Consider the following 25,044-nt stretch of genomic DNA (forward strand, 5'->3'; position numbering starts at 1 on the left):
ATGACCATCAGCACCACCGGGGTTCCGGGACAGTTCACCTTCGTCCTGCACTCGCATCTGCCGTGGCTGGCCAATCACGGGCGCTGGCCCGTCGGCGAGGAATGGCTCTACCAGTCGTGGGCGGATTCCTATCTGCCGTTGTTCGACGTGCTCGAGCGCCTGGCCGCCGACGGATTCACCGACCAGGTGTCCCTCGGCATCACCCCGGTCCTGGCCGCCCAGCTCGACGACCCGCACTGCGCGTCGTCGATGTACGAGTGGCTCGCCGACTGGCAGCTACGCGCGATGCACGCGGCGACATCGAGCGACACCGACCGCGCCGACGCCGGGCGCCGTGAGTACCTCGCCGCCCAGCGCGCCCTGGAGACCTTCGAGACGAAGTGGCGTCACGGGGCGTCGCCGCTGATCCGGCGCGTCGCCTCCAGCGGAGTGGCCGAGATCCTCGGCGGACCGCTCGCGCATCCGTTCGCCCCGCTGCTCGATCCGCGTCTGCGGATGTTCTTCCTTCGTGAGGGTCTCACCGACGCCCACGCGCGCTGGGGTGTCGACCCCGCCGGGATCTGGGCGCCCGAGTGCGCCTTCGCACCGGGCATGGAGGCGGAGTACGCCCGCGCCGGTGTCGGACACTTCATGGTCGACGGCCCGACCCTGCACGGTGACACCGCCCTCGGCCGGCCGGTCGGCGACAGCGGCGTCATCGCCTACGGCCGAGACCTCACCGTCAGCTACCGGGTGTGGTCGCCGAAGTCGGGCTACCCCGGGAACGCCGCCTACCGCGACTTCCACACCTACGACCACGAATCGGGACTCAAACGGTTCCGCGTCACCGGCCGCTCGGTGCCGGGCGAGGAGAAGAAGCCCTACGACCCGGCGCGCGTCGACGCCGTGATCGATCGCCACGTCGAGGATTTCGTCGGACACGTCCGTGAACGCCTCATCGAGGAGTCGGCACGCATCGGCCGGGATGCACTGGTGGTCGCCGCCTTCGACACCGAACTCTTCGGACACTGGTGGCATGAGGGTCCGGTGTGGCTCGAACGTGTCCTGCGTCGTCTGCCCGAGGTCGGGGTGAAGGTCGGAACCCTTGCGGGCGCAACACGATCCGGGCTCGTCGGCGAGCCGGTCGATCTCCCGGCGTCGTCGTGGGGATCAGGCAAGGACTGGCGGGTGTGGAACGGTCCGCAGGTCGAACACCTCGTGACGCTCAACGCCGAGGTGACGGAGACGGCCCTCGACGCCGTCGCCAAACTGCTGGCGGACGGCGGCGAACGCAGCCGCGTCGCCGATCAGATCGTGCGGGAGACGCTGCTGACGGTGTCCTCGGACTGGCCGTTCATGGTGTCGAAGGACACCGCCGCGCAGTACGCTGTCTCCCGAGCGCACACGCATGCACACGCGACGCGGGAGATCAGCGACGCCGCGATGCGCGGCCGGGACGACGCGGCGACGATGCTGGCGCAGAACTGGGCGCGGGCCGACAATCTCTTCCCCGCACTCGACGCGCGCCGACTGCGCGCGATCATGAATGCCGCGGGGTTCGGTGGCGAGGGGGACATGGGATGAGAGTGCTGTTCGTGTCGTGGGAGTACCCACCCGTCGTCGTCGGTGGCCTCGGCCGGCATGTGCATCACCTTGCCACCGAGATGGCCGCCGCCGGACACGATGTGGTGGTACTGACACGCCGCCCGTCGGGCACCGATGCCCTCTCCCACCCGACGACCGACACCGTCGTCGAGGGTGTTCGCGTGATCGCGGTCGCCGAGGATCCGCCGGAGTTCGAGTTCGGTCAGGACATGATGGCCTGGACGCTCGCCATGGGCCATGCGTTCATCCGCGCCGGACTCAAGATCCTGGCCGGTGAAAGGGCATTCGCGGATTCGTCGACTCGATGGATCCCCGAAGTCGTGCACGCACACGACTGGCTGGTTGCCCACCCGGCGATCGCACTCGCCGAATTCTTCGACGTGCCACTGGTTTCCACGATCCACGCCACCGAGGCGGGCCGGCACAGCGGCTGGGTCAGCGGCCGGACCAACCGACAGGTGCACTCGGTCGAGTGGTGGCTCGTCGCCGAATCCGATGCTCTCATCACGTGTTCGGCGTCCATGCGCGACGAGGTGAACCGCCTCTTCTCCTACGACGCCGCGGACATCACGGTGATCCACAACGGAATCGACATCCGCACATGGCCGTTCGCGGCTCGTACACGGACGATCGGTACCGCGGAGTTGTTGTTCGCGGGGAGGCTCGAGTACGAGAAGGGCGTGCAGGATCTGCTGGCCGCGCTCCCCCGCATCCGGCGCAGCCATCCGGGCACCACGCTGACCATCGCCGGCGAGGGCACGCAGCGCGACTGGCTGATGGAGCAGGCCCGCAAGCACCGGGTGAGCAAGGCCGTGCGGTTCGTCGGCGCCGTCGACCACGACGAACTGGTGACGCTCATGCACCGCTGCGACGCCATCGTGCTGCCGAGCCGGTACGAGCCGTTCGGCATCGTCGCCCTCGAGGCGGCCGCAACCGGTATCCCGCTGATCGTCTCGACCGCCGGCGGCCTGGGTGAAGCGGTGCAGGAACCCGACACCGGACTCACCTTCGAACCGGCCGACGTGGCAGGTCTGGCCACCGCCGTGCGGGCCTCGCTGTCGGACCCGGATGCGGCGGCGCAGCGGGCCCTGCGGGCACGGGCCCGGCTGACCGCCGAGTTCTCCTGGGCGGAGGTCGCCGAACGCACCGCGTCGGTGCATCTCGCCGCCAAACGCCGCGTGCGTCACCCGATCGGGCGACCAGACATCCCGATGCGGCCGTTGCCGGAGCGAGACCCGGCGAAACCCGACCACTCCGCGCACTGATCCGAAAGAACCAGCCGAAGCCGGTGCACGGCACCCGGAATGACGTCGCGTGCGACATCGCCCCGTGTGAACGACCTCAGCCGAGGTCGCACAGTCGAAGCGGTGTCGCATGCGACTTCATCTGGGACAAGGGTCGCGGGTGTGACGAGCCCGTCGCGTGTGCTCCGTGGAGCCCGTTGCCGATCAGTGATGCGGGTTCTTCTGTGTTTCACGACCTCCGGCCAGCCGGCCGCGGGTACTTCAGGTGCGAGGAGCGCAAGCGACGAGCCACGAAGGGCCGCTACCGCCCTCGGCCGCAGCCTTCTCCGCCGCGGCCTTCTTCCGTTCGATGTCGGCGAGTGCGCGTTCGAGTTCGGCGCGCTGTTCGGCGTTCTCGGCCCAGTCGTCCATGCGGTTCTTGACCACGCGCGCCGGGGCTCCGACGGCGATCGAGTAGTCGGGGATCATCCCCTTGACCACCGCGTGCGAGCCGAGGACGCAGCCACGGCCGACGACGGTGTTGCGCAGCACCGACACCTTGGCCGCGACCCAGGTGTCCGGCCCGATGCGGACCGGGCCCTTGACGATGCCCTGGTCCTTGATGGGCAGGGTGATGTCGTCCATCTTGTGGTCGAAGTCGCAGATGTAGCACCAGTCGGCGACGAGGGTGGATCCGCCGATCTCGAGGTCGAGGTAGGCGTTCACGACGTTGTTGCAGCCGAAGACGGTCTTGTCGCCGATCTTCAGGCTGCCCTCGTGGCAGCGGATCGAGTTGCCGTCGCCGATGTGGACCCAGCGTCCGATCTCCATCCGGGCGAGCTCGGGCGTGCAGTGGATCTCGACGTCGCGGCCGAGGAACACCATCCCCCGCAACACGATGTGCGGGTTGGCCAGGCGGAACTTCGCCAGACGGTAGTAGCGCACCAGGTACCACGGCGTGTACGCCCGGTTGCGCTTCACCCACCGCAGGGAGTCGAGGGTGAGGAATCGTGCCTGCTCGGGATCACGGCGACGGCCCGCACGGCGCCGGGACCGGTAGGAGGCGTTCCACATGGTGGTCATGGGACAAACCCTAAACGACCCGAAAATCGCACACGATAGGCTCACTCCTGGCACGACTCGTGCCGGTGAACACCCGACGATGAGGAGCGCCGATGGCACTGGCACGACCGCAGGTGTCCCGACACCGCCGATCTGCGCTGACCCGCCGATCTGCGCTGAACCGCCTGTTCGTCGCCGTCACGGCCGTGTGCTCGCTGGTGCTCGCCGGCTGCTCCGACGGCCACATCGACGTCCGGTCGATCCCGAGCGTCGGCTGGCCCAGCTACGGCGGCGTCCCGGGCAACGCGAACTTCGCCTACGCGGACGTGCCCGACGACCTCACCCTCAGCTGGACGCGTCCGACCGGCGGGCCGGTCACCGCACCGGTCACCATCTCCGGCAAGGGTAACGTCGGCGTGACGTCGAATGCCGCCCAGGGTTGCAACGTGCTGGTGCTCGACAGCCGGTCGGGCCGCAAGAACTTCTGCAAGGACATGCGTGCGGGGTCGAGGTCAACGCGATGCTCGTCGACCAGTACGACCAGCCGTACCTCGGCGAGGAGACCACGTTCCTCGCGTTCAACGCCGGTGGCGCGATCCGCTGGCGCGCCGGTGTCATAGGTGTGCCGCTGTCGGCGAAGTTCGCGGCGCCGAATGTGGTCCTGGTGACGACGACCCAGGGCCAGATCCTGCTGATCGACACCCAGCGCAATGAGCTCGTCGCACCCGAGGTGAAGCTCCGCGACGACGCCGATCCGGATCAGCCGCTGCTCGGCTTCGGCGACTGTGTGCGTAACGGTCCGCAGTGCGCGATCCCCGCCCCCGCGGCGGTGGACACCGGGCGAGAACGCTTCTACCTCAACTTCTTCCCGTCCGGCGCGCCGACGTCGCAGATCCGGGCGATGAAGTACAACACGGTGGGCGGCAAGCGAGAGGTGCGGACCGCCTGGACGGCCGACGTCCCGAGCGGTGTGATCGGTACGCCGACGCTGTCCGCCGACGGCGCGACGCTCTACGCGTTCTCGCGGGACGGCAAGATCGTCGCATTGAACGCCGAGGACGGTTCGACCAAATGGACGCAGGACATCGGCGGCCACGGCTTCGCGACGATGACCGTGTCGCCCGACGGCCTGATCATCCCCACCGGCTCGCTCGGCGCCCCGCTGACCCTGCTCCGAGACGCCGGTGACCGTGCCGAAAAGGTCTGGCAGCGTACCGATCTCGCCACGGTGAGCCTGTCGGCACTCACCCAGCAGAAGACCGCCTGGACCGTCGTCCGCGACGCCGGCAAGGACACCCTGTCGCTGGTCGAGGTCTCGACCGACGACGGTTCGACCAAACGCACTCTGCCGCTCCCGAATTCGTCGGGTTTCGCGACCGGTGTCTCGATCTCCTACGGGGGCCAGATCGCGACCGCCACCAACCTCGGCGAGGTGTACTTCTTCGACAGCAAGGCGCACCTGGAATAAGCGCCCGGACACCGAATGCGGGCTGGATGCCGGAAACCTGCACTCAGCCCGCATTCTTCTCGTGGGTGGTCAGAGTTCCTTGCTCGCAGCGTCGGGGTTGAGGAAGAACAGTCCCGCGATCCGGCCGTCGGCGTCGAAGGCAACCCGGAAGACGAGTTCGCCGGCCTCCTGCTCGAGCGGGACGTCGACCACGGTGTGCAGCCCGTGCCCGCGCACGAAAGGCGTTCCGGTGCTCTCGAGTTCGCCCTGCAGGGCGACCACCGACGCCCAGGCGTCGGCGAGTGCAGCATCCGACAGGGCAGCCGTCATCGTCTCGTCGAAGCGAGCGGTGACGGTCGTCCACTGGGCCTCGGTGATCTTCTCGATGATGTCGAGGGCCATGGCGTCGGCGTGGGCAATCGTGACTTTCTGCATGGGTGCTCCTGTTCTGGGATCGATGGGTTTGCCGAAGCGTTGGAACGCCGCCTGACGAGTGACGCCGACGACGTCGCCGATCTCCTGCCAGGTACACCCGAACTCGCGTGCGGAACGAGCCGTGGCACTGAGCAATTCCTCTGCGCGACGGCCCAGTTGGAGTGCGTCGTGAACCCTGGTCAGGGCCGCCTCGCGAGCGCCCGGCTCACCCGGTTGGGAACCGGGTCCGGTTGCCACACTGCGCGCGTACCGCTCTATCTCACGTGCTGTTTCTTCCACCTCGGACACTTGTAAAGATTAGATTTACAGGCGCCTGGGTGTCAAGCTCCGGTTTACAAGCAATCGTGTCAGAACCTGATGCCCGGCTCGCAGATGAAGGCGGTCCCCTTGCGTCCGATCCTGGTGAGCACCACCGACAATGGCCGGCCGCCCTTGGGCTTGAGCTTCTTGCGGAGCTGGTCGGGGTCGACGTCGAGGCCGCGGACGAGGATCTCGAGCGGTCCGCAATCATGGGCAGCAAGGGCCTTGCGAAGGACCTTCTCAGTCACCCCGACCTGCTCGATCACCCGGAACCCGCGCGCCCCTGCGGGCACCGAATCCCCGGTCAGGTAAGCGATCTGCGGATCGAGTTGCCACAGCCCGAAGCGGTGCGCGTAGTGCTTGACCAGACCGGCACGCACGATGGCGCCGTCCGGGTCGACGATCCACTCCCCCGCCTCGCCGGCGGGCACGTCGTCGTCCTCGTGATCGGTGATCTCGAACTCCGCCACCGATCCGTCGGCCCGGGTGCGGAGAACCGTTGCCCGACGCCGGGTCTCGACTCCCGGCCCCGACCACAGGCACGCCTCCCGGACGCCGCCGTCGAGCGAGGTCACCTGGACCTCGCCGTCGAATCCGAATCTGTTGCGCAGCATCTGATGGTCCAGTCCGGGAGCGCATTTCACGATCAGAATCCGGCCGGCGTAGGTGGCGAGCAGTTCGAGCAGCGGCGGGGTCAACTGGTCGAGCCGGAAGATCCGGCCGGCGTCGGAGCGCCGGGCCGGGTCGGCGAGAAGGACGTCCGCAGTCGAGGTCGGGGTCAGTGCGTCGGCGACGAGCAGCGTGGCGTCGGGCACGTTGTGGCGCGCCATCGCGAGCCGGACACGGTCGAGGTCGCTGCCGATCACTCCGGAGATCCCGTTGGCGCGCACCAACTCCCGGATCTCGGCGCCGACCGAGCAGGTCATGTCGTGGACGACCGACGCCGGGAAACGGTACGCGATCTCGCCCGCGCGGTGTTCGGCGACGACCGAGGCGGTCGCCTGTTGCACTCCGTCGTCGGTGAGCAGCAGGTCGGCGGGATCACGCAGTTTCGACGCGGCCCGCCGTCGGCAGCGCACGATTTCGATCAGCGCGGCGTCGTGAGGTGCATACCGGCTGCGGACCTCGGTGATGTCGGACAGCATCGACGACGGCGTGAGCGCGAGACCCGAGACCGTCTCCAGCGCCTTCTCACCATGCCGCGACCGTAGGAAGGCGACGTCGTCGAGACCGAAGGAGTAGCTCATGATCCTTGCAGGCTACCGTCGCGGCATGCACGCTCCCGGCCCGCGGGTCGCTACTGACGCAGCTCGGCGATGGACGTGACGATCGTGGTCCGATCGCCGGTGGCCAGCGACTCGTCGTCCGGGTCCTGATCGGCCAGCGCAAAGTGTTTGACGTTGCCGAGATTCAGGGAGTGAGCTGTGCCCTCGACCTCGAGGACGATCGGCTCACTATTGACGATGTGCTCGTGGAGGAACTGTCTCACCTCCGACACCGGTTCTCCGAAGAGGAGGCGGATCTCGAACTCGTCGGACGTCAGCAGGGTGGCCATAGCCCATGGTTGCACGCGGCGAACGAGCCCGACCCCGGAAACGACGATCGGGCCGCCGCGACAAGCGACGACCCGATCGGTAGAGAAAATGCGCGCTATGACCCCGCGCTTTCTACGAATCGCTGGGCTTGGTGCCGGTGACCACGACGTTGTAGAAGAACTTCGGCGGCACGACCTTGCGCAGGACGTTCTCGTCGAGCCAGGTCAGACGCTTCCAGCCGCCGAAGGCGAACCGCGCCCAGCCCCAGCCGAGCTTCTCCGGCGGCACCGCGGCCTCGAAGGTGCGGACCGGCCAGCCGAGCATGGCGGCGGCCAGTTCCTCGGTGGCGGTGGAGACCTTGGCCGCACCGGCGGAGCGGGCGATCCCGGCGAGCTCGTCGGGGTCGAAGGTGTGGATGTCCACGACGGCCTCCAGGGCGGCGGCGCGCGAGGACTCGTCGAGCTCCTCCTGCGGACGACGCCAGCCCTGCAGCGGGCCGAACCTGGTGACGTTGGTGGTGATGGCCCACGTCGCGCGGCTCATCCAGCGCGCGTAGAAGTCACCGATGGTCGACGGCTCGCCGGCGAACACGAAGCGACCACCCGGCTTGAGCACGCGCAGCACCTCGCGCAGCGCCTGCTCGACGTCCGGGATGTGGTGCAGCACAGCATGTCCGACGACGAGGTCGAAGGTGTTGTCGTCGTACGGGATCTTCTCCGCGTCAGCCACCCGGCCGTCGACGTCGAGGCCCAGGTTCTCCGCGTTGCGCAGCGCGACCTTGACCATGCCCGGCGACAGGTCGGTGACCGAGCCCTTCTCGGCCACACCCGACTGCATGAGGTTCAACAGGAAGAAGCCGGTGCCGCAGCCGAGTTCCATCGCACGCCCGTACGGCAGCGGCTCCTCGGCGGCGATGGCGTCGAAACGTCCACGCGCGTAATCGATGCAGCGTTCGTCGAAGCTGATCGACCACTTCTCGTCATAGGTCTCGGCCTCCCAGTCGTGGTAGAGCACCTGGGCGAGCTTGGTGTCTTTGAGCGCGGCCTGGACCTGCTCCTCGGTGGCATGCGGATTCGGCGCCGGATCGATACCCGGGGTGGCGTCGGTGGTCATGATCGCTTCCTTGTCGCGTGGGTCGGTCACTACTGATGTCGGTGCGGGTCCATCGCCGGATGAACCGCGGGGCGCTCAGCGCCCGGTGAACTCCGCCTTGCCGGGGCCGTTCTCCACGAACGACTTCATGCCGATGGCACGGTCCTCCGTGGCGAACAGTGCGGCGAAGAGCTGCTCTTCGATCTTGAGTCCGGTGTCGAGGTCGACGCCCAGCCCCTGGTCGACGGCCTTCTTCGCGGCGGTGATCGCCACCGACGCGGCATTGCGGAACTGTCCCGCCCAGGCGAGTGCGGCGTTGTAGACCTCGTCGGGGGCGACGACCTCGTCGACGAGCCCGATCTTCAGCGCCTCCTCGGCGTCGACGAAACGGCCGGTGAAGATGAGGTCCTTGGCCTTGGCGGGCCCGATGAGCCGCGCGAGGCGTTGCGTCCCGCCGCCACCGGGGATGAGCCCCAGCAGGACCTCGGGCACGCCGAGCTTCGCGTTGTCGCCCGCGATCCGGCGGTCGGCACCCAGCGCGACTTCGAGGCCGCCGCCCAGCGCGTAGCCGGTGATCGCCGCGACCGTCGGCTTCGGGATGGAGGCGATCGCACCCAGGTCGCGCTGCAGGCGCCCCGCGACCTTGCTCATCTCGGCGTAGGAGAGGTCGTTCATCTCCTTGATGTCGGCGCCCGCGGCAAGCACCTTCGGTCCGCCGTAGACGACAACTGCCTTGATGTCGTCGCGCAGCGTCGCCTCCTCGGCGGCTGCGGCCAGCTCGGCCTGCACCTGACGGCTCAGCGCGTTCATCGGTGGGCGGGCCAGCAGGATGGTGCCCACGCCGGGATGGTCGTCGGACGTTTCGAGGGTCACGAACTCAGGCATCCTCGAAGGCTACCGTCTGGTAAGTCGGCCTGGTGTCCCAGCCCGGTGTCACTGCCGGACAACCCACACGCCACATCCTCGCGCCCTACAGTGGCCACATGGCGAAGGGTGCGGGTTCCGCAGGTGAGCCGATCGAACTAAATGTGGGCGAACGGACCGTCCGCCTGTCGAGTCCCGACCGCGTCTATTTCACCGAACGCGGCGAGACCAAGCGCGACCTCGCCGAGTACTACCTCTCCGTGGGCGACGGTATCGTGCGGGCCCTGCGCGACCGCCCCTGCATGCTGCACCGCTTCCCCAAGGGCGTCAGCGGCAATAAGGTTCATCAGAAGCGCGTCCCGGCCGGCGCCCCCGACTGGTTGGAGACCACCGAGATCTACTTCCCCCGCTACGGGCGGACGGCAGACGAACTGTGCGTGACCGAACTGGCGTCGGTGATCTGGGCGGTGCAGATGTCGACGGTCGAGTTCCATCCCTGGAACTCCCGCCGCGCCGACCCCGAATCGCCCGACGAATGGCGCATCGACCTCGACCCCATGCCGGACTGCACGTTCTCGCGCATCCAGCGGGTGTCCCACGTCGTCGAAGAGGTCCTCGACGAGCTCGGCATGCGCGGCTTCCCGAAGACGTCCGGCGGTCGCGGACTCCACATCTACGTCCGGATCGAACCCGAATGGGGATTCCCGCAGGTCCGGCGCGCCGCCCTCGCGTTCGCCCGCGAAGTGGAACGCCGGGCTCCGAAGGACGTGACGACCACGTGGTGGCGCAAGGATCGCAACCCGGCCGCCGTCTTCGTGGACTACAACCAGAACACGCGCGACCACACCATGGCGTCGGCCTATTCGGTGCGCGGCAATCAGCGCGCGACGGTGTCGACGCCGATCCGCTGGGACGAGATCGACGACATCGAACCCGACGACTTCACCATCGCCACGGTGCCCGCGCGGTTCGCCGAGCTCGGGGATCTGCACGCCGAGATCGACGATGTCGCCTACCGCCTCGACACCCTGCTCGAATGGGCCGACCGGGAGGACATCGGAGAGGACGAGGACGAGACCGTCGACCTCGATGAGAGGTGATATCCGCTGGTCACCAGCCTTTCGAGGCTCGTCGCTATCGCTCCTCGCACCTCAAGGAGCAGGGACGAGACCGCGGACCTCGACGAGGCCTGACGACCTACAGCGTGATGTCCGGCGGCGTCTGATCGCCGAGGGTGCGGAAGTACTCATCCGAGCCCGGGAACCCGAGGCCGGCGAGCCCGGCGCCGGGGGTGGTGTCGGGAAGGATGCACTCGACGGTCCGCTCGGCGGCGAGCAGCTCTGCGACCGTCGCGAAGCCGCTCACGTAGTGCAGCTGCGCCCAGGTCGGCGGCATCAGGAAGTGCTTGCCGTCGGCCCAGCTGTCGATCGCGACGCGGGCGTTGACCCAGCGTGCCACCTCGGCCTCGGTGGTCTCGGCGTCGGCTTTCTGACCTTCGGGCATCGCGGCGAGGAAGAAGCGGGTGTCGTAGCGACGCTTCTCGTTGACCGGGGTGATCCAGTGCGCGAGCGGACTCAGCAGATCGGCGCGCAGGGTGAGGCCCCGTCCGGTGAGGAACTCCGCGAAGGACAGCGACTTCTCGACGAGCCGCTGCCGGTCCTCGGCGAGGGCTCCCGGATCGGCGAAGGCACCGTCGGCGGTGGTCGCGAGCAGAACACCGCATTCCTCGAAGGTCTCTCGGACGGCCGCGCAGACCAGCGCCTGGGCGAGTTCGGCACCGGCGTTGAACTGCTCGGCCCACCACTGGGCATCCGGACCCGTCCACGCCACATGGGCCCCGGCGTCGCGCTTGTCGACGCCGCCGCCGGGGAACACGGTCATGCCGCCGGCGAAGGCCATCTGCTTCACCCGACGCTGCAGGAACACCTCGATGCCGTCGGCGGTGTCGCGCGCCAGCACGACCGTCGCGGCGTCCCGGATCGGCGCGGACACGACTTCGGCGCCCTGATCGGTGGATGTCATCAATTGCCTCCTGCTCGACGATGACCGCCCGCGCGGCGACGGCGTCGAGCGAAGTACCGGCCGTCGACCTTGTCGAGGATGATCTGCTGCCGGAAGGCAGCCGTCAGGTTCTCGCTGGTCAGCACCTCTTCGAGGAGGCCCTGTGCGACGACGCCGCCCTCGGACAGGATCAACGCGTGCGTGAACCCCTCCGGGATCTCCTCCACATGATGGGTGATCAGCACGATGGCCGGGGCATCGGGGTCGGAGGCGAGCGTCGCGAGCCGGTCGACGAGCTCCTCGCGGCCGCCGAGGTCGAGGCCGGCGGCCGGTTCGTCGAGCAGGAGGAGCTCTGGATCGGTCATGAGCGCACGCGAGATGATCACGCGCTTGCGTTCGCCCTCCGACAGCGTGCCGAAGGTGCGTTCGGCGAGGTGCTCGGCGCCCATCGACTCGAGCGACTCGACCGCCTGGTGACGATCCATGTCGTCGTAGGCCTCGCGCCATCGACCGAGAACCGCGTAACCGGCCGAGATGACGACGTCGCTGACGACCTCGTTGTCGGGCACGCGGTCGACGAGCGCCGGGCTCGCGACGCCGATGCGGGTGGCCAGCTCGCGGATCTCGATCCGGCCGAGCTTCTCGTTCAGCACGAAGGCGGTGCCCGAGGTCGGGTGGATCTCCGCACCGGCGAGCCGGAGCAGCGTCGTCTTGCCTGCACCGTTGGGGCCGATGATGACCCATCGTTCATCGAGTTCGACCTGCCAGGACAGCGGGCCGACAAGCGTCTTACCACCACGCACGATCGCGACGTCGCGGAAGTCGATCAAGAGGTCGGGATCGGATTCGGTCACGACCCCTATCCTGCCTCACGCGCGCACGTTCGACCGGTTCGGCTCAGCCGTGTCGGAGTCGTGTGCGAGCTGTCCCGGAGACTGGTCCAGGGAATACGAACACCCGTCCGCCGGGTTGATGGACTACGTGACCGCTCAACAGCTCCCCCTGTCCATCCTCGATCTCGCCACCGTCGGCCGCGACGAGACCGTCGCGCAAAGCCTCGCCGCGAGTGTCGATCTCGCGCAACATGCGGAGAAGTGGGGATACAAGCGGATCTGGTACGCCGAACACCACAACATGTCGGCGATCGCGTCGTCGGCGCCGGCTGTGCTCATCGCGCACATCGCGGCCCACACCTCGACGATCCGCCTGGGCGCCGGCGGCGTCATGCTGCCCAATCACGCCCCGCTCACCATCGCCGAACAGTTCGGCACACTCGCCGAACTCCATCCCGGCCGGATCGACCTCGGACTCGGCCGCGCCCCGGGCAGCGACCAGCAGACCTTCCAGGCCCTCCGTCGCACGCACGCGTCAGCCGAGCGCTTCCCGCACGACGTCCTCGAACTGCAGGCATTCCTCGGCGACGAGTCCCGCATCGAAGGTGTGCGCGCAACTCCGGGTGCCGGCACCCACGTGCCCCTCTACATCCTGGGTTCGTCCCTCTTCGGTGCGCAGCTCGCCGCCGCACTCGGACTCCCCTACGCCTTCGCATCGCACTTCGCGCCACAGGCGCTGACCCAGGCAGTCGAGTTGTACCGCCGCGAGTTCCGGCCGTCGGAGGTCCTCGCCGAGCCGTACGTGATCGCAGGCGTCGGAGTGATCGCCGACGACGATCCCGACGTCGCCCAGCAGCAGTTGCAGATCACTCGACGCCAGCGCGTCTCGCTGCTCTACGGACGCGGCCGGACCTTCACCGACGAGGAGGCCGACGCCGTGCTATCCATGCCTCAGGGCCGCCAGATCGACGAGATGCTCACCTATGCCGGCGTCGGGACCCCCGACGAGGTGCGGCGATACCTGAGCTGGTTCGCCGGACATGCCGACGCCGACGAGCTCATCGTCGCGTCTCTGGCACCCAACCGCGACGTCTCGCTGAGCACTCTCGGACACCTGGCCCCCGCGAATTCGCCGGTCGCCGTGGGCAGCTGAACCCCTGGCCCCGAGCTGAGCCTCAGTCTTCGAGTCGGAAGTCCTCGAAGTCGAAGCCGGGCACCACGATGCAGCTGACCAGCGCCGCCTCGTCGCCGACGGGGCGGGCACGCTGCCACACGCCGGGAGGCACCAGCGCCTGCGGCTGTTGTCCGGCGTCTATGTCGGGTCCGACGATGATCGCCCTCGGCTCGCCCGGTTCATCGCCGTCGCCGCCGAGGTCGAGCCGAACCGGCGCCCCGCGATGGTGCAGCCAGATCTCCGAGCCGCGGACGGTGTGCCAGGCGGACTGTTCCCCGGGCATCAAGACGAAGTAGATGGCGGTCCCGGCGGCCCGGTCACCGGTGTAGCCCGCCGGGAGCACCGCCTGCGGCAGGCCGACCTCGCTCCGCCAGGTCTGGCGGTACCAGCCACCTTCCGGGTGTGGTTGGAGGTCAAGGCTTGTGGCCCAGTCGGGTAGCCCGGTCGCGCTCATCCGCTCCCCTTCTCGTGATCAGTTCCGGATGATCTCGGCGATGACGGTGACCGATCCCGGTGCGATCTCGGTGAATCCGGCATCGCGGACCGCGACCGCAGCTCCGGCAGCGTCGGCGTCGAGTAGTGCACGCCATCGTTCGGGAGTTGCCTCCCGCACCGCCAGTGGGCATTCCGCGATCCGCCATCGGATCGCCTCGTCGGCCGTCAGCAGCTTGGCGGCGAGCATCGAAGCGTGACCGACCTGTGCGGCGAGTTTGCCGACGGTCATGTCGAGTCCCGGGTTGGTCCACAGCACCACGCCGTGTCCCGGCGCTTCGGTCGGTAGTCGACCGTCGACCTCGGTGCCGCCGATCTGCAGTTTCTTGACCCGACGATCGAGGTCGCCGACGCGCCCGGGCACGAACGCGCGCGCCTCGGCGTCGCCTTCGGTCGCGGTGACGCCCCAAACCTCCTGGGCCGCAGCCCATTGCGATCCACGTGCCCGCCGGGCGATCTTGCGAATCCGTGCGTTGCACCAGTCGTCCATCGCCGACGCCCACGGTCCGTCGCCGGCGGCCCGATGATCCAGGCACAGCAGAGCGACCGCCCGGGCCGCCGCGGTGAGCAGATCGGTGCGATCCGGTGGATCACTCTTCTCGATGCGGAGCACCATCGCCATCGCCAGGACATCGGCCGGATACTCGGGATCCTCACCACCACCGACATATCCGACGAGGCGCCGGTGATCGGCCACGACCGCTTCCGGGTCCACCGGGACGGGCGCGGGCGGATCACCGACCTCGGCCGGCGACTGCTCGCCTGTCGACGTCAGATCATCGGTCACGCATCATCCCCGGAGTCAGCCGAGCGGCACCCGGCGGTACACACCGTCGGCGGCGTCCGCAGCCTCGATCTCGTCGCGGGACACACCGAGGATGAACAGTACGGCGTCGAGGAACGGGTGGTTGAGCGTCGCGTCGGCGACCTCGCGGAGCGCAGGCTTCGCGTTGAAGGCGATACCGAGTCCGGCGACGCTGAGCATGTCGATGTCATTGGCACCGTCGCCGACGGCGATGGTCTGCTCCATCGGCACCCCGACCTGGTCGGCAAAGGAACGCAGCGCACGCGCCTTGCCGGTCCGGTCGACGACCTCGCCGATCACGCGTCCGGTGAGCTTGCCGTCGACGATCTCGAGGGTGTTGGCACGCACGAAGTCGAGTTCGAGTTCGTGAGCCAGACCGTCGATGACCTGACGGAAACCGCCGGACACCAGACCGCAGTGGAATCCGAGCCGATGCAGCGTACGGATCGTGGTGCGGGCACCCGGCGTGAGCTGCAGCGACTTCGCGACGTCGTCGATGACCCCGGCGTCGAGCCCGGCGAGGGCCGCGACGCGCTGGTGCAGCGACTGCTCGAAGTCGAGTTCACCGCGCATGGCGGCCTCGGTGACCGCGGCGACCTCGGCCTCGCGGCCGGCCTTCGCGGCGAGCATCTCGATGACCTCGCCCTGGATCAGCGTGGAGTCGACGTCGAAGACGATGAGACGCTTGGCGCGCCGGGCCAGGCCACCGCGCTCGACGGCGATGTCGACCGAATGCCTGGCCGCGACCTCGGCCAGGCCCTTGCGCAGCGCGGCGTCGGCGGCGACCCCGCCACGACCGGCCACGCTGACCATCAGTTCGAGGCCGGTGAGCGGATAGTCGGCGATCCCGCGGATCGAGTCGATGTTGCCGCCCTGGCCGGCCAGTTTCGCCGCGACCGCACTGAATGCGGTGGCGGTGACCGGACTGCCGAGGATCACCACGGCGTGCGAGGATGTCGACCGGCTACCCGGGTCGACACCGATCTCCACGCGGACGTCGAAGCCGATCGAGGCCATGGCCTGTTCGACGACTTCCTGAAGGGCTTCCGGGTCTCGCGTTGCCGAAACCAGGACCCCGAGGGTCAGCTGCCCCCGGATGACCACCTGCTCCACGTCGAGCAGCGCAACGGCCTGACCGGCCAGGGCACCCATGAGAACAGAGGTGACACCTGGCCGGTCGGGACCGGTGACAGTGCAGAGGACGGTCGTACCGGGATAGCTTGTTGAATCGTTGCCCACAGGTCAGCGCGGATCGGGATCCGGCGAACCCTCGTGCGATCCGACGGTGAACGGCTCGCGACGAGCCTCCTCCATCTGGCGATCCTTGCCCGCGTCGTGACCCGGGCCCACGTGAGCCTCGGCACGCATCCGCTCGATCATGTGCGGGTAGTGCAGCTCGAAGGCCGGACGCTCCGAACGGATGCGGGGCAGCTCGGTGAAGTTGTGGCGCGGCGGCGGCGACGAGGTCGCCCACTCCAGCGAGTTGCCGAAGCCCCACGGGTCGTCCACGGTCACGACCTCGCCGTAGCGGTAGCTGCGGAAGACGTTCCACAGGAACGGCAGGGTCGACAGGCCGAGGATGAACGCGCCCACGGTCGAGATCATGTTGAGCGTCGTGAAGCCGTCCGACGGCAGGTAGTCGGCGTAACGACGCGGCATGCCCTCGTTGCCCAGCCAGTGCTGCACCAGGAACGTCATGTGGAAACCGATGAACGTCAGCCAGAAGTGGATCTTGCCGAGTCGCTCGTCGAGCATGCGTCCGGTCATCTTCGGGAACCAGAAGTAGATACCGGCGTAGGTGGCGAACACGATGGTGCCGAAGAGCACGTAGTGGAAGTGCGCGACCACGAAGTAGCTGTCGGACAGGTGGAAGTCCAGCGGCGGGCTCGCGAGCAGAACACCGGTCAGACCACCGAAGAGGAAGGTCACGATGAAGCCGACCGAGAACAGCATCGGCGTCTCGAACGTGATGTGACCTCGCCACATCGTTCCGACCCAGTTGAAGAACTTCACGCCGGTCGGAACCGCGATCAGGAACGTCATGAAGGAGAAGAACGGCAGCAGAACCGCGCCGGTGACGTACATGTGGTGCGCCCACACCGCAGCCGAGAGGGCAGCGATGGCGAGGGTCGCGTAGATCAGGCCCGAGTAACCGAAGATCGGCTTACGCGAGAAGACCGGGAAGACCTCCGAGACGATGCCGAAGAACGGCAGCGCGATGACGTACACCTCGGGGTGTCCGAAGAACCAGAACAGGTGCTGCCACAGGATGACACCGCCGTTGGCCGGATCGTAGATGTGGGCGCCGAACTGGCGGTCGACCTCGAGGCCCATCAGGGCGGCGGTCAGCAGCGGGAAGATCAGCAGGATCAGCACGCTGGTCACCAGGATGTTCCAGGTGAAGATCGGCATACGGAACATCGTCATACCGGGTGCACGGAGGCAGACCACGGTGGTCACCATGTTGACGGCACCGAGAATGGTGCCGAGGCCGGACACGCCCAGACCCATGATCCACAGGTCGGCACCGAGGCCGGGGCTGTGCACGGCGTCGGTCAGCGGCGTGTACGCGGTCCAACCGAAGTCGGCAGCACCACCCGGGGTGATGAAGCCGGCGATGGCGATGGTCGAACCGAACACGAACAGCCAGAAGCCGAGCGCGTTGAGTCGCGGGAAGGCGACGTCAGGCGAACCGATCTGCAGCGGCAACACGAAGTTGGCGAAGCCGATGACGATCGGGGTCGCATACATCAGCAGCATCACGGTGCCGTGCATCGTGAAGAGCTGGTTGAACTGCTCTGTCGACAAGAACTGCATGCCCGGCTGCGCGAGTTCTCCACGCATCAGCAGCGCCATGAGGCCGCCGATCAGGAAGAACGCGAAACATGCAGTGATGTACATCATGCCGATCAACTTGTGATCGGTCGTGGTCAGCAGCTTGTAGATGAACGAACCCTTGGGCTGATAGCGCTCCGGGAACGGACGCACTGGAGCCACTTGCGTGGTGGGTTGGTCTACCGCGGTCACAGATCCTCCTCTTGCGCGAGCTCGACGTCGAACCCCTTCGAACGTCGGTCGGCACATGAACACAAACCGAGCGCTGGATACTGATCCTAAACCCTTCCCGACGCCCGGGCCGAACGGGTCCTACGATCTGTCGTATTCGACGCCGGGCCCACCGCATCGTCCGTGCTCAAGCCCTTTTTCGTACGACGCGCCGGGAGCCCCGGACGCCATGTGCGACGTCTGCGGCCGACGGTCTCGCGACCCCACCGAAGCCTACGCTCGACGCGATGTGACCGGTGCTAGGTTGGGCGGGTGCAGAGCAGGGGTGACGGGGTCACTATCAGTCGTGTCAGTCGCATGCGGGGTCGTCGAGGCGTCTGTGCAGCTCTACTCGGCGTGGTCGCGGTCGCATCGGCGGCCTGTTCCGGCGACGAACCGCTCACCACTCCCGACGGCTCCCCATCTCGACCACCGTGACGCGCGTCGCGGAGGTCAACATCGTCTCCCCGGACCGCGACTTCTCGAAGACGTGCCTCGCACCCACCGCCGCCGACGCCGGCACCGCCGATGCCGCCCGGATCGTCGTGACCGATCCGTCGCTCCTCGACGCCCTGTGTGCGCTCGGGATCGGCGACAAGGTGACGGCGGTGACCGCGGCACCCGGCTCGGTGCCCGCCTACCTCGGACCGCAGCTGGCGTCCGTCCCGGCCATCGGGACCACACCCGACGCCGCCGCCGTGTCGAAGGCCGACGCCGAACTCGTCCTCACCACCCCGAGACCGTCGCGTCGTCGAAGCCTTTCGGTGGCGTGCAGTCGGTCACCATCCCGGCAGGCGACTGGCAGGAGCAGTTCCAGGCGGTCGCCGACGCACTGGGCCGCGGTGAGGCCGGACAACAGCGTCTCGCCGAATTCAGGACCGAGGCCGCCAAGACCGGCAAGCGCATGGACGCCGCGCACAGCCAGGTGTCGCTGGTGCGTTTCGGCGAGGACTCGGAGACCATCGCCGGGGTGGACACCTTCGCCGGCCAGATCCTCGGCGAGATCGGCGTGCAGCGTCCGGGCCCGCAGCGTGTCCCGGACTCCTTCCCCGTCACCTCCGCGAACTTCCGCGACGCCGAAGGCGACCTCATCTACGTCAGCTTCGAGGGCGAGAAGGGCCAGAAGCACGGCGAAGAGGTTCTGCTCAGCGACGAATGGCTCGGTCTGGGCGCCTCGATGTGGAAGCGCGTCCTGGCCGTCGACGACGCCGTCTGGTACGACTCTTCCGGCCTGGCCGCCGCGTGGTTGGTGCTCAACGACGTCAAGGGTTCGATGGACGGGAACTCCTGAGGCGCGGGACGCCCACGTCCACCGTTTCGATCACGCCAGGTCAAACCCTCGCCGGGTCAGCCACAACCCATCACTGTGTGCGCATGACTGTCACCGATCAGTACCTGGCGAACAACGCCGAATACGCCAAGACCTTCAACGGTCCCCTGCCCCTGCCGCCGAGCAAGCACGTCGCCGTGGTCGCGTGCATGGACGCCCGCCTGGACGTCTACCGCATCCTCGGCCTCGGCGACGGTGAAGCTCACGTCATCCGCAACGCGGGTGGCGTCGTCACCGACGACGAGATCCGTTCGCTCGCGATCAGCCAGCGGCTGCTCGGCACCACCGAGATCATCCTGATCCACCACACCGACTGCGGCATGCTGACGTTCACCGACGACGACTTCAAGCGCGAGATCCAGACCGAGATCGGCCAGAAGCCGGAGTGGGCCGCCGAGTCCTTCACCGATCTCGACGAGGATGTGCGCCAGTCGCTCACCCGCATCAAGAACAGCCCGTTCATCACCAAGACCAGCTCGCTGCGCGGGTTCGTCTTCGACGTCGCAACCGGCCTTCTCCGCGAGGTCTCCTGACCTCTCACTTCAGCGGGGTCTCCTGACCTCTCACATCAGCAGGGTCTCCTGACCTCTCGGACACCACCGACCGGGTACGCACATCTGCTGCGTACCCGGTCGGGTGCGTTTCGTCAGTCCTTGCCGGAGTCGTCCGTGCGCTTCACCGCGTCGGGCGCGTTCTCCCGGGTCGCCATGCCGCCCTCGCGTCCGTGGTCCCTGGGACCGGGCGGGTCCTTGCATACCTCCGCAGTGCCCTCGTCGTGTTCGGCCTGCTGGTCCTTCGACTGTCCCATCGGTGCCTCCTCGCACTCCTCGTGCCTCCTGGGCCTGTGTCTCCCTTACCCCCGTCGAACGACGTGGAAACCGGCTCTGTCGGAGGCCGCCGTTAGACTGGCGGACGATCCTCGATGCCATCAGAACCGCAGCTCAGTGGGCCGACTCCGCCGGACTCCGCCCCCTCGCCCTCAGCCAACCGGCCCCGCTCCGTCGCACCCCTCCATGTCCTGTGGCGGCCCGGTGTGGGCATGGCCGTCTGGACCGACGGCGAACCGGCCGACCTGCCGGAGCCACTCCGGGACGCACTCTCCGGCCGCCGGTTCCGCAGCGAGATCCCGATCCTCGGCGACGGCAACCGCCGGCAGTTCGTCCGGGCGGCGACGCTCGGACTGACCTCGGCGGTGTCCCTCCTCGATGCGTCGAGGTCGGTCACGGTCACCGGCGACGTCCGCTGGTACCGGTACCTGCTCGACGGCGTGCGCGCGTTCGTCACCGCCGGTTCGGTGGCGCCGTCGGCCGAGCAGGTCGCCGGCGAATGGCTGCTCCGCTGGGTCGCCATCCCGACGCCGACGTGGCGCAGCTGGCATGCCGTCGTCCTCGGTAGCGCGCCGGATGCACTGCTCCACAACGGTTCCCATGCCGCACTCGACGACCTCCTCGCCGAGCTCGTCGACCACGAGTGCCGCACCACGATCGCCCGCTCGATCCCACGGCTCGGCGAACCGCGACCCGCGTCGCCGGTCGTACGGGCACTGCTACCCGGCACCGACGTCGGCCCTCCCTGCTCTCCCGAACGACTCTCGGCCGCCGTCGGGAGCTGGTCCCGGTGGAATGCCGGCGTTCCGCGCGACGACCAGTCCCTCATCTTCCGTCTTCACGAACCCGAGTACGACGACCTGACCGAGAGTTACTGGGACGATGCGTGGGACGACGACTCCTTCGACATGCCGACTCGCGATGAGGTCGCCGACGCCTCCCGGTGGCGGCTCGAGGTCTGCCGGCGCAGCATCGACGGTCAGATCGAGCCGGTGGCACCCCATCGCCTCGATGCCCACGAACTCGACGAACTCACGACGGCTCTGGCCACCGCGGTGCGGGAGTTCCCCGAACTCGACCGCGCCGACCCGGACCGCGGCTCGCTCGACTTCCTGCTGCCCACCGACGTCGCCGCCGATCTGTTCGCCACCGGTGCCGCAGCGCTCGGTGCCGCCGGGATTCCGGTGCTACTCCCCCGCACCATCGCCGAGGTCCGGCCCGCCCTCACCCTGCGTGCGCTGCCGCCACCCGGCGGTGGCGCCCCGGCGGCGATGGTCGGGCTCCGCGAGATCCGCGAGTTCGAATGGCGCCTGGCACTGGGTGATTCACCCGACGCCATCACTCTGACCGATGCCGATCTCGACGAATTGTCCGGTCAGAAGGGCGATCTGGTCCGAGTGCGCGGCGTCTGGGTTCGCGCCGAGGGTTCGGCACTGACGCGCGCGGCGGCCTTCGTCGCGACCCAGCGTGCGCTCGCCGCATCCCAGCCGCCCGCCGACTTCGGCGAACTGTTCGGCCTCGTGACCGGCGAGTCCGACAAGCTCCCGGTGCCCGTCACCCGAGTCGAGGGGCTGTCGTGGCTCGACGATGTCGCCGACGGCGGCGCCATCCGACCCGAACCCGTCACTCCCCCGGCCGATCTCGACGCCGTCCTGCGCCCCTACCAGCAGCGTGGGCTCGACTGGCTCGCACACCTGTCGAACCTCGGCGTCGGAGGCGTACTGGCCGACGACATGGGCCTGGGCAAGACCCTCCAGGTGATCGCACTCGAGTGCCACGAGCGCAGCGTGATCGCCGACGACGCCGACCGGCCCGGACCGACGCTCGTGGTCTGCCCGATGTCGCTGGTGGGCAACTGGTCTCGCGAGATAGCACGGTTCGCACCCGGACTGCGTGTGGCCATCCATCACGGCCCCTCGCGAGCCGCCGGCGCGGTCTTCACCACGATCCGCGATTCCGTCGATATCGTCGTCACGACCTTTGCAATCGCCGGTCGCGACCTCGAACTGCTCTCCGCACACCCGTGGCACCGGATCGTCGTCGACGAGGCCCAGCATCTCAAGAACGTGAACACCATTGCGTCCAAGGCGATCCGGAGCATCCCCGCCGATCGTCGGCTCGCGCTGACCGGCACACCCGTGGAGAACCGACTCGAGGACCTGCGCGCAGTGATCGATCTGGTCAACCCAGGGCTCCTGGGGTCTGCGTCGGTGTTCCGTGCCCGGTATGCCGAACCCATCGAACGCGATCGCGATCCCGGCGCCCTCCGACGTCTGTCCGCCATCACCCGGCCGTTCATCCTGCGTCGCGAGAAGACCGACCCGGCCATCGCCGCCGATCTGCCGGAGAAGGCGGACTTCGCGGTACGCGCCAACCTCACAGTCGAGCAGGCCGCGCTCTACCGTGCCGTGATCGACGAACTCATGGCCGCACTGCGCGACAAACAGCAACGCACGCTGCGCCGCCGCAACGTGCTGGCCGCGCTCACCCGGCTCAAACAGATCTGCAACCACCCCGCGCACTATCTCGCCGACGGCACCGACCTCGTCCGCGACGGCGAACACCGTTCGGGCAAGGTCGAATTGCTGGCCGACATCGTCTCCACAGTCGCCGACGAGAACGACCGCGCACTCGTCTTCACCCAGTTCGCGGCGTTCGGCGAGATGTTGTCGGGCTGGCTCGCCGAACAGTTCGGCACCGAGATCCCGCTGCTGCATGGCGGACTCGGGCGCACCGAACGGGACCGCCTGGTCGCCGACTTCCAGTCCGACGACGGTCCGCCGGTGATGCTGGCGACACTCAAGGCCGGCGGCACCGGCCTCAACCTGACCGCGGCCAACCACGTCATCCACGTGGACCGGTGGTGGAACCCCGCTGTCGAGGATCAGGCCACCGACCGCGCGTACCGGATCGGCCAGAACCAGAAGGTGTCGGTGCACCGCTTCGTCTGTGTCGGCACGATCGAGGAACGGATCGACGACATGATCGCCAAGAAGCGCGAGCTGTCCCGGCTCACCGTCGCGGCCGGCGAGAACTGGGTGTCCGACCTCGCCGACGACGAACTCTTCGAACTGTTCCGGCTCCGCGACGAGGCGGTGAGCGAATGACCGTGCGCAAGAAGGGCACCCAACGCAAGGGCGAACGGGGCACCATCGCCGTCCGCGGATACGGGCTCACCCCGTGGTCCAGGGCGTTCGTCGACGTCGTCGAGGGGCGCAGTTCCGACGGCGAGTCGGTCGCCGACAGCCGGCATGTCACCAAGGCGCGCAGATACTTCCGCGACCGCCATGTGCGCGGTCTGCGGATCGGTGCGGGTCAGGTGACGGCATCGGTCGAGGGCACCCAGCTCGAACCGTTCGACGTCATCATCACCACCCGCACCGTCGACACCCCTACCCTCGCCGGGCTGCTCCGCGATCGCGGCGGCGTCGACGAACTCATGCGGCTCACGCGCGGCGAGCAGCCACCGATCCTCGGCGAATTGCTCGTGCCCACCGAATCAGCGGATGTGGACACCGATTGCACCTGCCCGGACGAGGCTCCGCGTTGCGTTCACGCGCTGGTGACCAGCTACGAGATCGCCGCCGAGATCGACCGCTCGCCGCTGACGTTGCTCACGGTGATGGGTACCGATCTGCGGGATCTGCTCGCCGAGATCGATTCGCGCCCTGCACAATCTCCCGTCGTCGAAGACAGTTCGTCGTCGGAATCGCTGCGGCCCGACGACTTCTACGGCACCACGTCGACGCTGCCGCCACTGCCGTCGGTGCCGCGGATGAATCCCCTCACCGCACTCGACGGCTCGGATCTGCGTGCCGCCCTGCGGGCGACGGGTGTGGCGCCGGCAGACATCGCCGAGGCGATCGACGAGCTCGGTGATCTCTACGACCGCCTGACCGCCACAGATTTATAGCCCGAAACCGCGCTGAGCGCGGCTCCGGGCTATAGATCGGGTGGGGACTAGAAGTCCCAGTCCTCGTCTTCGGTGTTGACGGCCTTGCCGATGACGTACGAGCTACCCGACCCCGAGAAGAAGTCGTGGTTCTCGTCGGCGTTCGGCGACAGTGCCGACAGGATCGCCGGGTTCACGTCGGTCTCGTCCTTCGGGAACATCGCCTCGTAGCCGAGGTTCATCAGCGCCTTGTTGGCGTTGTAGCGCAGGAACTTCTTGACGTCCTCGGTGAGCCCGACCTCGTCGTAGAGCGTCTCGGTGTAGTCGCTCTCGTTGTCGTACAGCTCGAACAGCAGCTCGAAGGTGTAGTCCTTGAGTTCCTGGCGACGCTCCGGCGACTGCGTCTCCAGACCGCGCTGGTATTTGTAGCCGATGTAGTACCCGTGGACGGCCTCGTCGCGGATGATGAGGCGGATCAGGTCGGCCGTGTTGGTGAGCTTGGCGCGGCTCGACCAGTACATCGGCAGATAGAAGCCCGAGTAGAAGAGGAACGACTCGAGCAGTGTCGAGGCGACCTTGCGCTTGAGCGGGTCCTCGCCACGGTAGTAGTCCATGACGATGCGCGCCTTGCGCTGCAGCTGCTCGTTCTCCTCCGACCAGCGGAAGGCCTCGTCGATCTCCTTGGTGGAGCACAGGGTCGAGAAGATCGAGCTGTAGGACTTGGCGTGCACCGACTCCATGAACGCGATGTTGGTGAGCACCGCCTCCTCATGCGGAGTGGTGGCATCCGGGATCAGCGACACCGCGCCGACGGTGCCCTGGATGGTGTCGAGCAGAGTCAGGCCGGTGAAGACCCGCATGGTGAGCTGCTTCTCGTACTCGGTCAGCGTGCCCCACGACGGGATGTCATTGGACACCGGCACCTTCTCCGGCAGCCAGAAGTTGCCGGTGAGGCGATCCCACACCTCGGCGTCCTTGTCGTCGGGGACACGGTTCCAGTTGATCGCCGAGACCCGGCTGACCAGCTTGATCGGTGCGCCGTCGGCGGGGCTGTGGCTTTCGGTGGAGGTCATGTGACTGTTCCTCGTCTAACGGGTGGTGTG

21 protein-coding genes and 2 pseudogenes are annotated in these 25,044 nt (G+C 67.8%); 9 read left to right on the plus strand and 14 right to left on the minus strand.

From position 1 onward, the window contains the following. Nucleotides 1-1,563, plus strand: a complete 1,563-nt coding sequence (locus BLU62_RS11530) for a 1,4-alpha-glucan branching protein domain-containing protein (RefSeq protein WP_074849707.1) — start codon at nucleotides 1-3, stop codon at nucleotides 1,561-1,563. Continuing rightward, complete coding sequence (locus BLU62_RS11535) at nucleotides 1,560-2,849, plus strand: glycosyltransferase family 4 protein (RefSeq protein WP_074849709.1); 1,290 nt, start codon at nucleotides 1,560-1,562, stop codon at nucleotides 2,847-2,849. Before BLU62_RS11530 ends, BLU62_RS11535 begins: the two co-directional genes overlap by 4 nt. A 240-nt stretch (nucleotides 2,850-3,089) precedes the next feature. On the opposite strand, the gene BLU62_RS11540 is transcribed toward BLU62_RS11535, so the two are convergent. Beyond that, complete coding sequence (locus BLU62_RS11540; RefSeq protein WP_074849711.1) at nucleotides 3,090-3,890, minus strand: acyltransferase; 801 nt, start codon at nucleotides 3,888-3,890, stop codon at nucleotides 3,090-3,092. A gap of 92 nt (nucleotides 3,891-3,982) precedes the next feature. Between BLU62_RS11540 and BLU62_RS11545 the strand changes: the two are divergent. Then, a pseudogene (locus tag BLU62_RS11545) lies at nucleotides 3,983-5,337 on the plus strand (outer membrane protein assembly factor BamB family protein). Nucleotides 5,338-5,406: 69 nt separating this feature from the next. Here BLU62_RS11545 and BLU62_RS11550 read toward each other — a convergent pair. The 5 genes from BLU62_RS11550 to BLU62_RS11570 all read right to left on the minus strand — a co-directional run bounded on the left by BLU62_RS11550 (nucleotide 5,407) and on the right by BLU62_RS11570 (nucleotide 9,563). After that, a complete protein-coding gene (locus BLU62_RS11550; protein ID WP_244278130.1) occupies nucleotides 5,407-5,988 on the minus strand; it encodes a DUF3887 domain-containing protein in 582 nt (193 codons plus the stop codon). A gap of 110 nt (nucleotides 5,989-6,098) precedes the next feature. Beyond that, nucleotides 6,099-7,298: a THUMP-like domain-containing protein gene (locus BLU62_RS11555; RefSeq protein ID WP_074849715.1), complete on the minus strand. Its 1,200-nt coding sequence runs from the start codon at nucleotides 7,296-7,298 to the stop codon at nucleotides 6,099-6,101. Nucleotides 7,299-7,348: 50 nt separating this feature from the next. Next, nucleotides 7,349-7,606 (minus strand): hypothetical protein, encoded by a 258-nt coding sequence (locus tag BLU62_RS11560; protein WP_074849717.1) that lies wholly within the window; start codon nucleotides 7,604-7,606, stop codon nucleotides 7,349-7,351. A 112-nt stretch (nucleotides 7,607-7,718) separates the two neighbouring features. Next, nucleotides 7,719-8,699, minus strand: a complete 981-nt coding sequence (locus BLU62_RS11565) for a class I SAM-dependent methyltransferase (RefSeq protein WP_074852847.1) — start codon at nucleotides 8,697-8,699, stop codon at nucleotides 7,719-7,721. 75 nt (nucleotides 8,700-8,774) lie between these two features. Then, nucleotides 8,775-9,563: an enoyl-CoA hydratase/isomerase family protein gene (locus BLU62_RS11570; RefSeq protein WP_074849719.1), complete on the minus strand. Its 789-nt coding sequence runs from the start codon at nucleotides 9,561-9,563 to the stop codon at nucleotides 8,775-8,777. Between the two features lie 98 nt (nucleotides 9,564-9,661). Here BLU62_RS11570 and ligD point away from each other — a divergent pair, with 98 nt between their 5' ends. Then, nucleotides 9,662-10,642, plus strand: a complete 981-nt coding sequence (gene ligD / locus BLU62_RS11575) for a non-homologous end-joining DNA ligase (RefSeq protein WP_074852848.1) — start codon at nucleotides 9,662-9,664, stop codon at nucleotides 10,640-10,642. 97 nt (nucleotides 10,643-10,739) lie between these two features. Here ligD and BLU62_RS11580 read toward each other — a convergent pair whose 3' ends face one another. Further along, nucleotides 10,740-11,564 carry an NUDIX hydrolase gene (locus tag BLU62_RS11580; RefSeq protein ID WP_074849720.1) on the minus strand — a complete coding sequence of 275 codons (825 nt, stop codon included), beginning with the start codon at nucleotides 11,562-11,564 and terminating at the stop codon, nucleotides 10,740-10,742. After that, nucleotides 11,564-12,397, minus strand: coding sequence for an ABC transporter ATP-binding protein (locus BLU62_RS11585; protein ID WP_074849722.1), 834 nt, complete (start codon nucleotides 12,395-12,397; stop codon nucleotides 11,564-11,566). Before BLU62_RS11585 ends, BLU62_RS11580 begins: the two co-directional genes overlap by 1 nt. A 118-nt stretch (nucleotides 12,398-12,515) precedes the next feature. On the opposite strand from BLU62_RS11585, the gene BLU62_RS11590 reads away from it, so the two are divergent. Further along, complete coding sequence (locus tag BLU62_RS11590) at nucleotides 12,516-13,529, plus strand: LLM class flavin-dependent oxidoreductase (protein WP_074849724.1); 1,014 nt, start codon at nucleotides 12,516-12,518, stop codon at nucleotides 13,527-13,529. Between the two features lie 22 nt (nucleotides 13,530-13,551). Here BLU62_RS11590 and BLU62_RS11595 read toward each other — a convergent pair whose 3' ends face one another. From BLU62_RS11595 to ctaD, 4 genes are read right to left on the minus strand one after another with little or no spacing between them, the layout of a single operon-like run. Then, complete coding sequence (locus tag BLU62_RS11595; protein ID WP_074849726.1) at nucleotides 13,552-14,004, minus strand: cupin domain-containing protein; 453 nt, start codon at nucleotides 14,002-14,004, stop codon at nucleotides 13,552-13,554. Nucleotides 14,005-14,022: 18 nt separating this feature from the next. Further along, a complete protein-coding gene (locus BLU62_RS11600) occupies nucleotides 14,023-14,829 on the minus strand; it encodes a peptidyl-tRNA hydrolase (RefSeq protein WP_425284552.1) in 807 nt (268 codons plus the stop codon). Between the two features lie 15 nt (nucleotides 14,830-14,844). Continuing rightward, a complete protein-coding gene (serB, locus tag BLU62_RS11605) occupies nucleotides 14,845-16,086 on the minus strand; it encodes a phosphoserine phosphatase SerB (RefSeq protein WP_074849728.1) in 1,242 nt (413 codons plus the stop codon). Between the two features lie 3 nt (nucleotides 16,087-16,089). Next, entirely contained in the window at nucleotides 16,090-17,874 is a 1,785-nt protein-coding gene (ctaD, locus tag BLU62_RS11610) for an aa3-type cytochrome oxidase subunit I (protein WP_074849731.1), read from the minus strand. Nucleotides 17,875-18,210: 336 nt separating this feature from the next. Between ctaD and BLU62_RS11615 the strand changes: the two are divergent. After that, nucleotides 18,211-19,183: pseudogene (locus BLU62_RS11615) on the plus strand (ABC transporter substrate-binding protein). 83 nt (nucleotides 19,184-19,266) lie between these two features. Beyond that, on the plus strand, nucleotides 19,267-19,755 hold the full coding sequence (locus BLU62_RS11620; protein ID WP_074849733.1) for a beta-class carbonic anhydrase: 489 nt from the start codon (nucleotides 19,267-19,269) through the stop codon (nucleotides 19,753-19,755). Nucleotides 19,756-19,868: 113 nt separating this feature from the next. On the opposite strand, the gene BLU62_RS33040 is transcribed toward BLU62_RS11620, so the two are convergent. Next, nucleotides 19,869-20,030: a hypothetical protein gene (locus tag BLU62_RS33040; RefSeq protein WP_099047849.1), complete on the minus strand. Its 162-nt coding sequence runs from the start codon at nucleotides 20,028-20,030 to the stop codon at nucleotides 19,869-19,871. A 231-nt stretch (nucleotides 20,031-20,261) separates the two neighbouring features. On the opposite strand from BLU62_RS33040, the gene BLU62_RS11625 reads away from it, so the two are divergent. Further along, the gene (locus BLU62_RS11625; RefSeq protein ID WP_244278132.1) at nucleotides 20,262-23,156 is read left to right on the plus strand and encodes a DEAD/DEAH box helicase; all 2,895 of its coding nucleotides are present in this window, start codon (nucleotides 20,262-20,264) and stop codon (nucleotides 23,154-23,156) included. Beyond that, a complete protein-coding gene (locus tag BLU62_RS11630; RefSeq protein ID WP_074849737.1) occupies nucleotides 23,153-23,962 on the plus strand; it encodes an SWIM zinc finger family protein in 810 nt (269 codons plus the stop codon). Before BLU62_RS11625 ends, BLU62_RS11630 begins: the two co-directional genes overlap by 4 nt. A gap of 47 nt (nucleotides 23,963-24,009) precedes the next feature. Here BLU62_RS11630 and nrdF read toward each other — a convergent pair whose 3' ends face one another. Then, nucleotides 24,010-25,014, minus strand: a complete 1,005-nt coding sequence (gene nrdF / locus BLU62_RS11635) for a class 1b ribonucleoside-diphosphate reductase subunit beta (RefSeq protein WP_024500569.1) — start codon at nucleotides 25,012-25,014, stop codon at nucleotides 24,010-24,012. Nucleotides 25,015-25,044: the final 30 nt, after the last annotated feature.

The sequence above is a fragment of the Gordonia westfalica genome (assembly GCF_900105725.1).
Classification (GTDB): Bacteria; Actinomycetota; Actinomycetes; order Mycobacteriales; family Mycobacteriaceae; genus Gordonia; species Gordonia westfalica.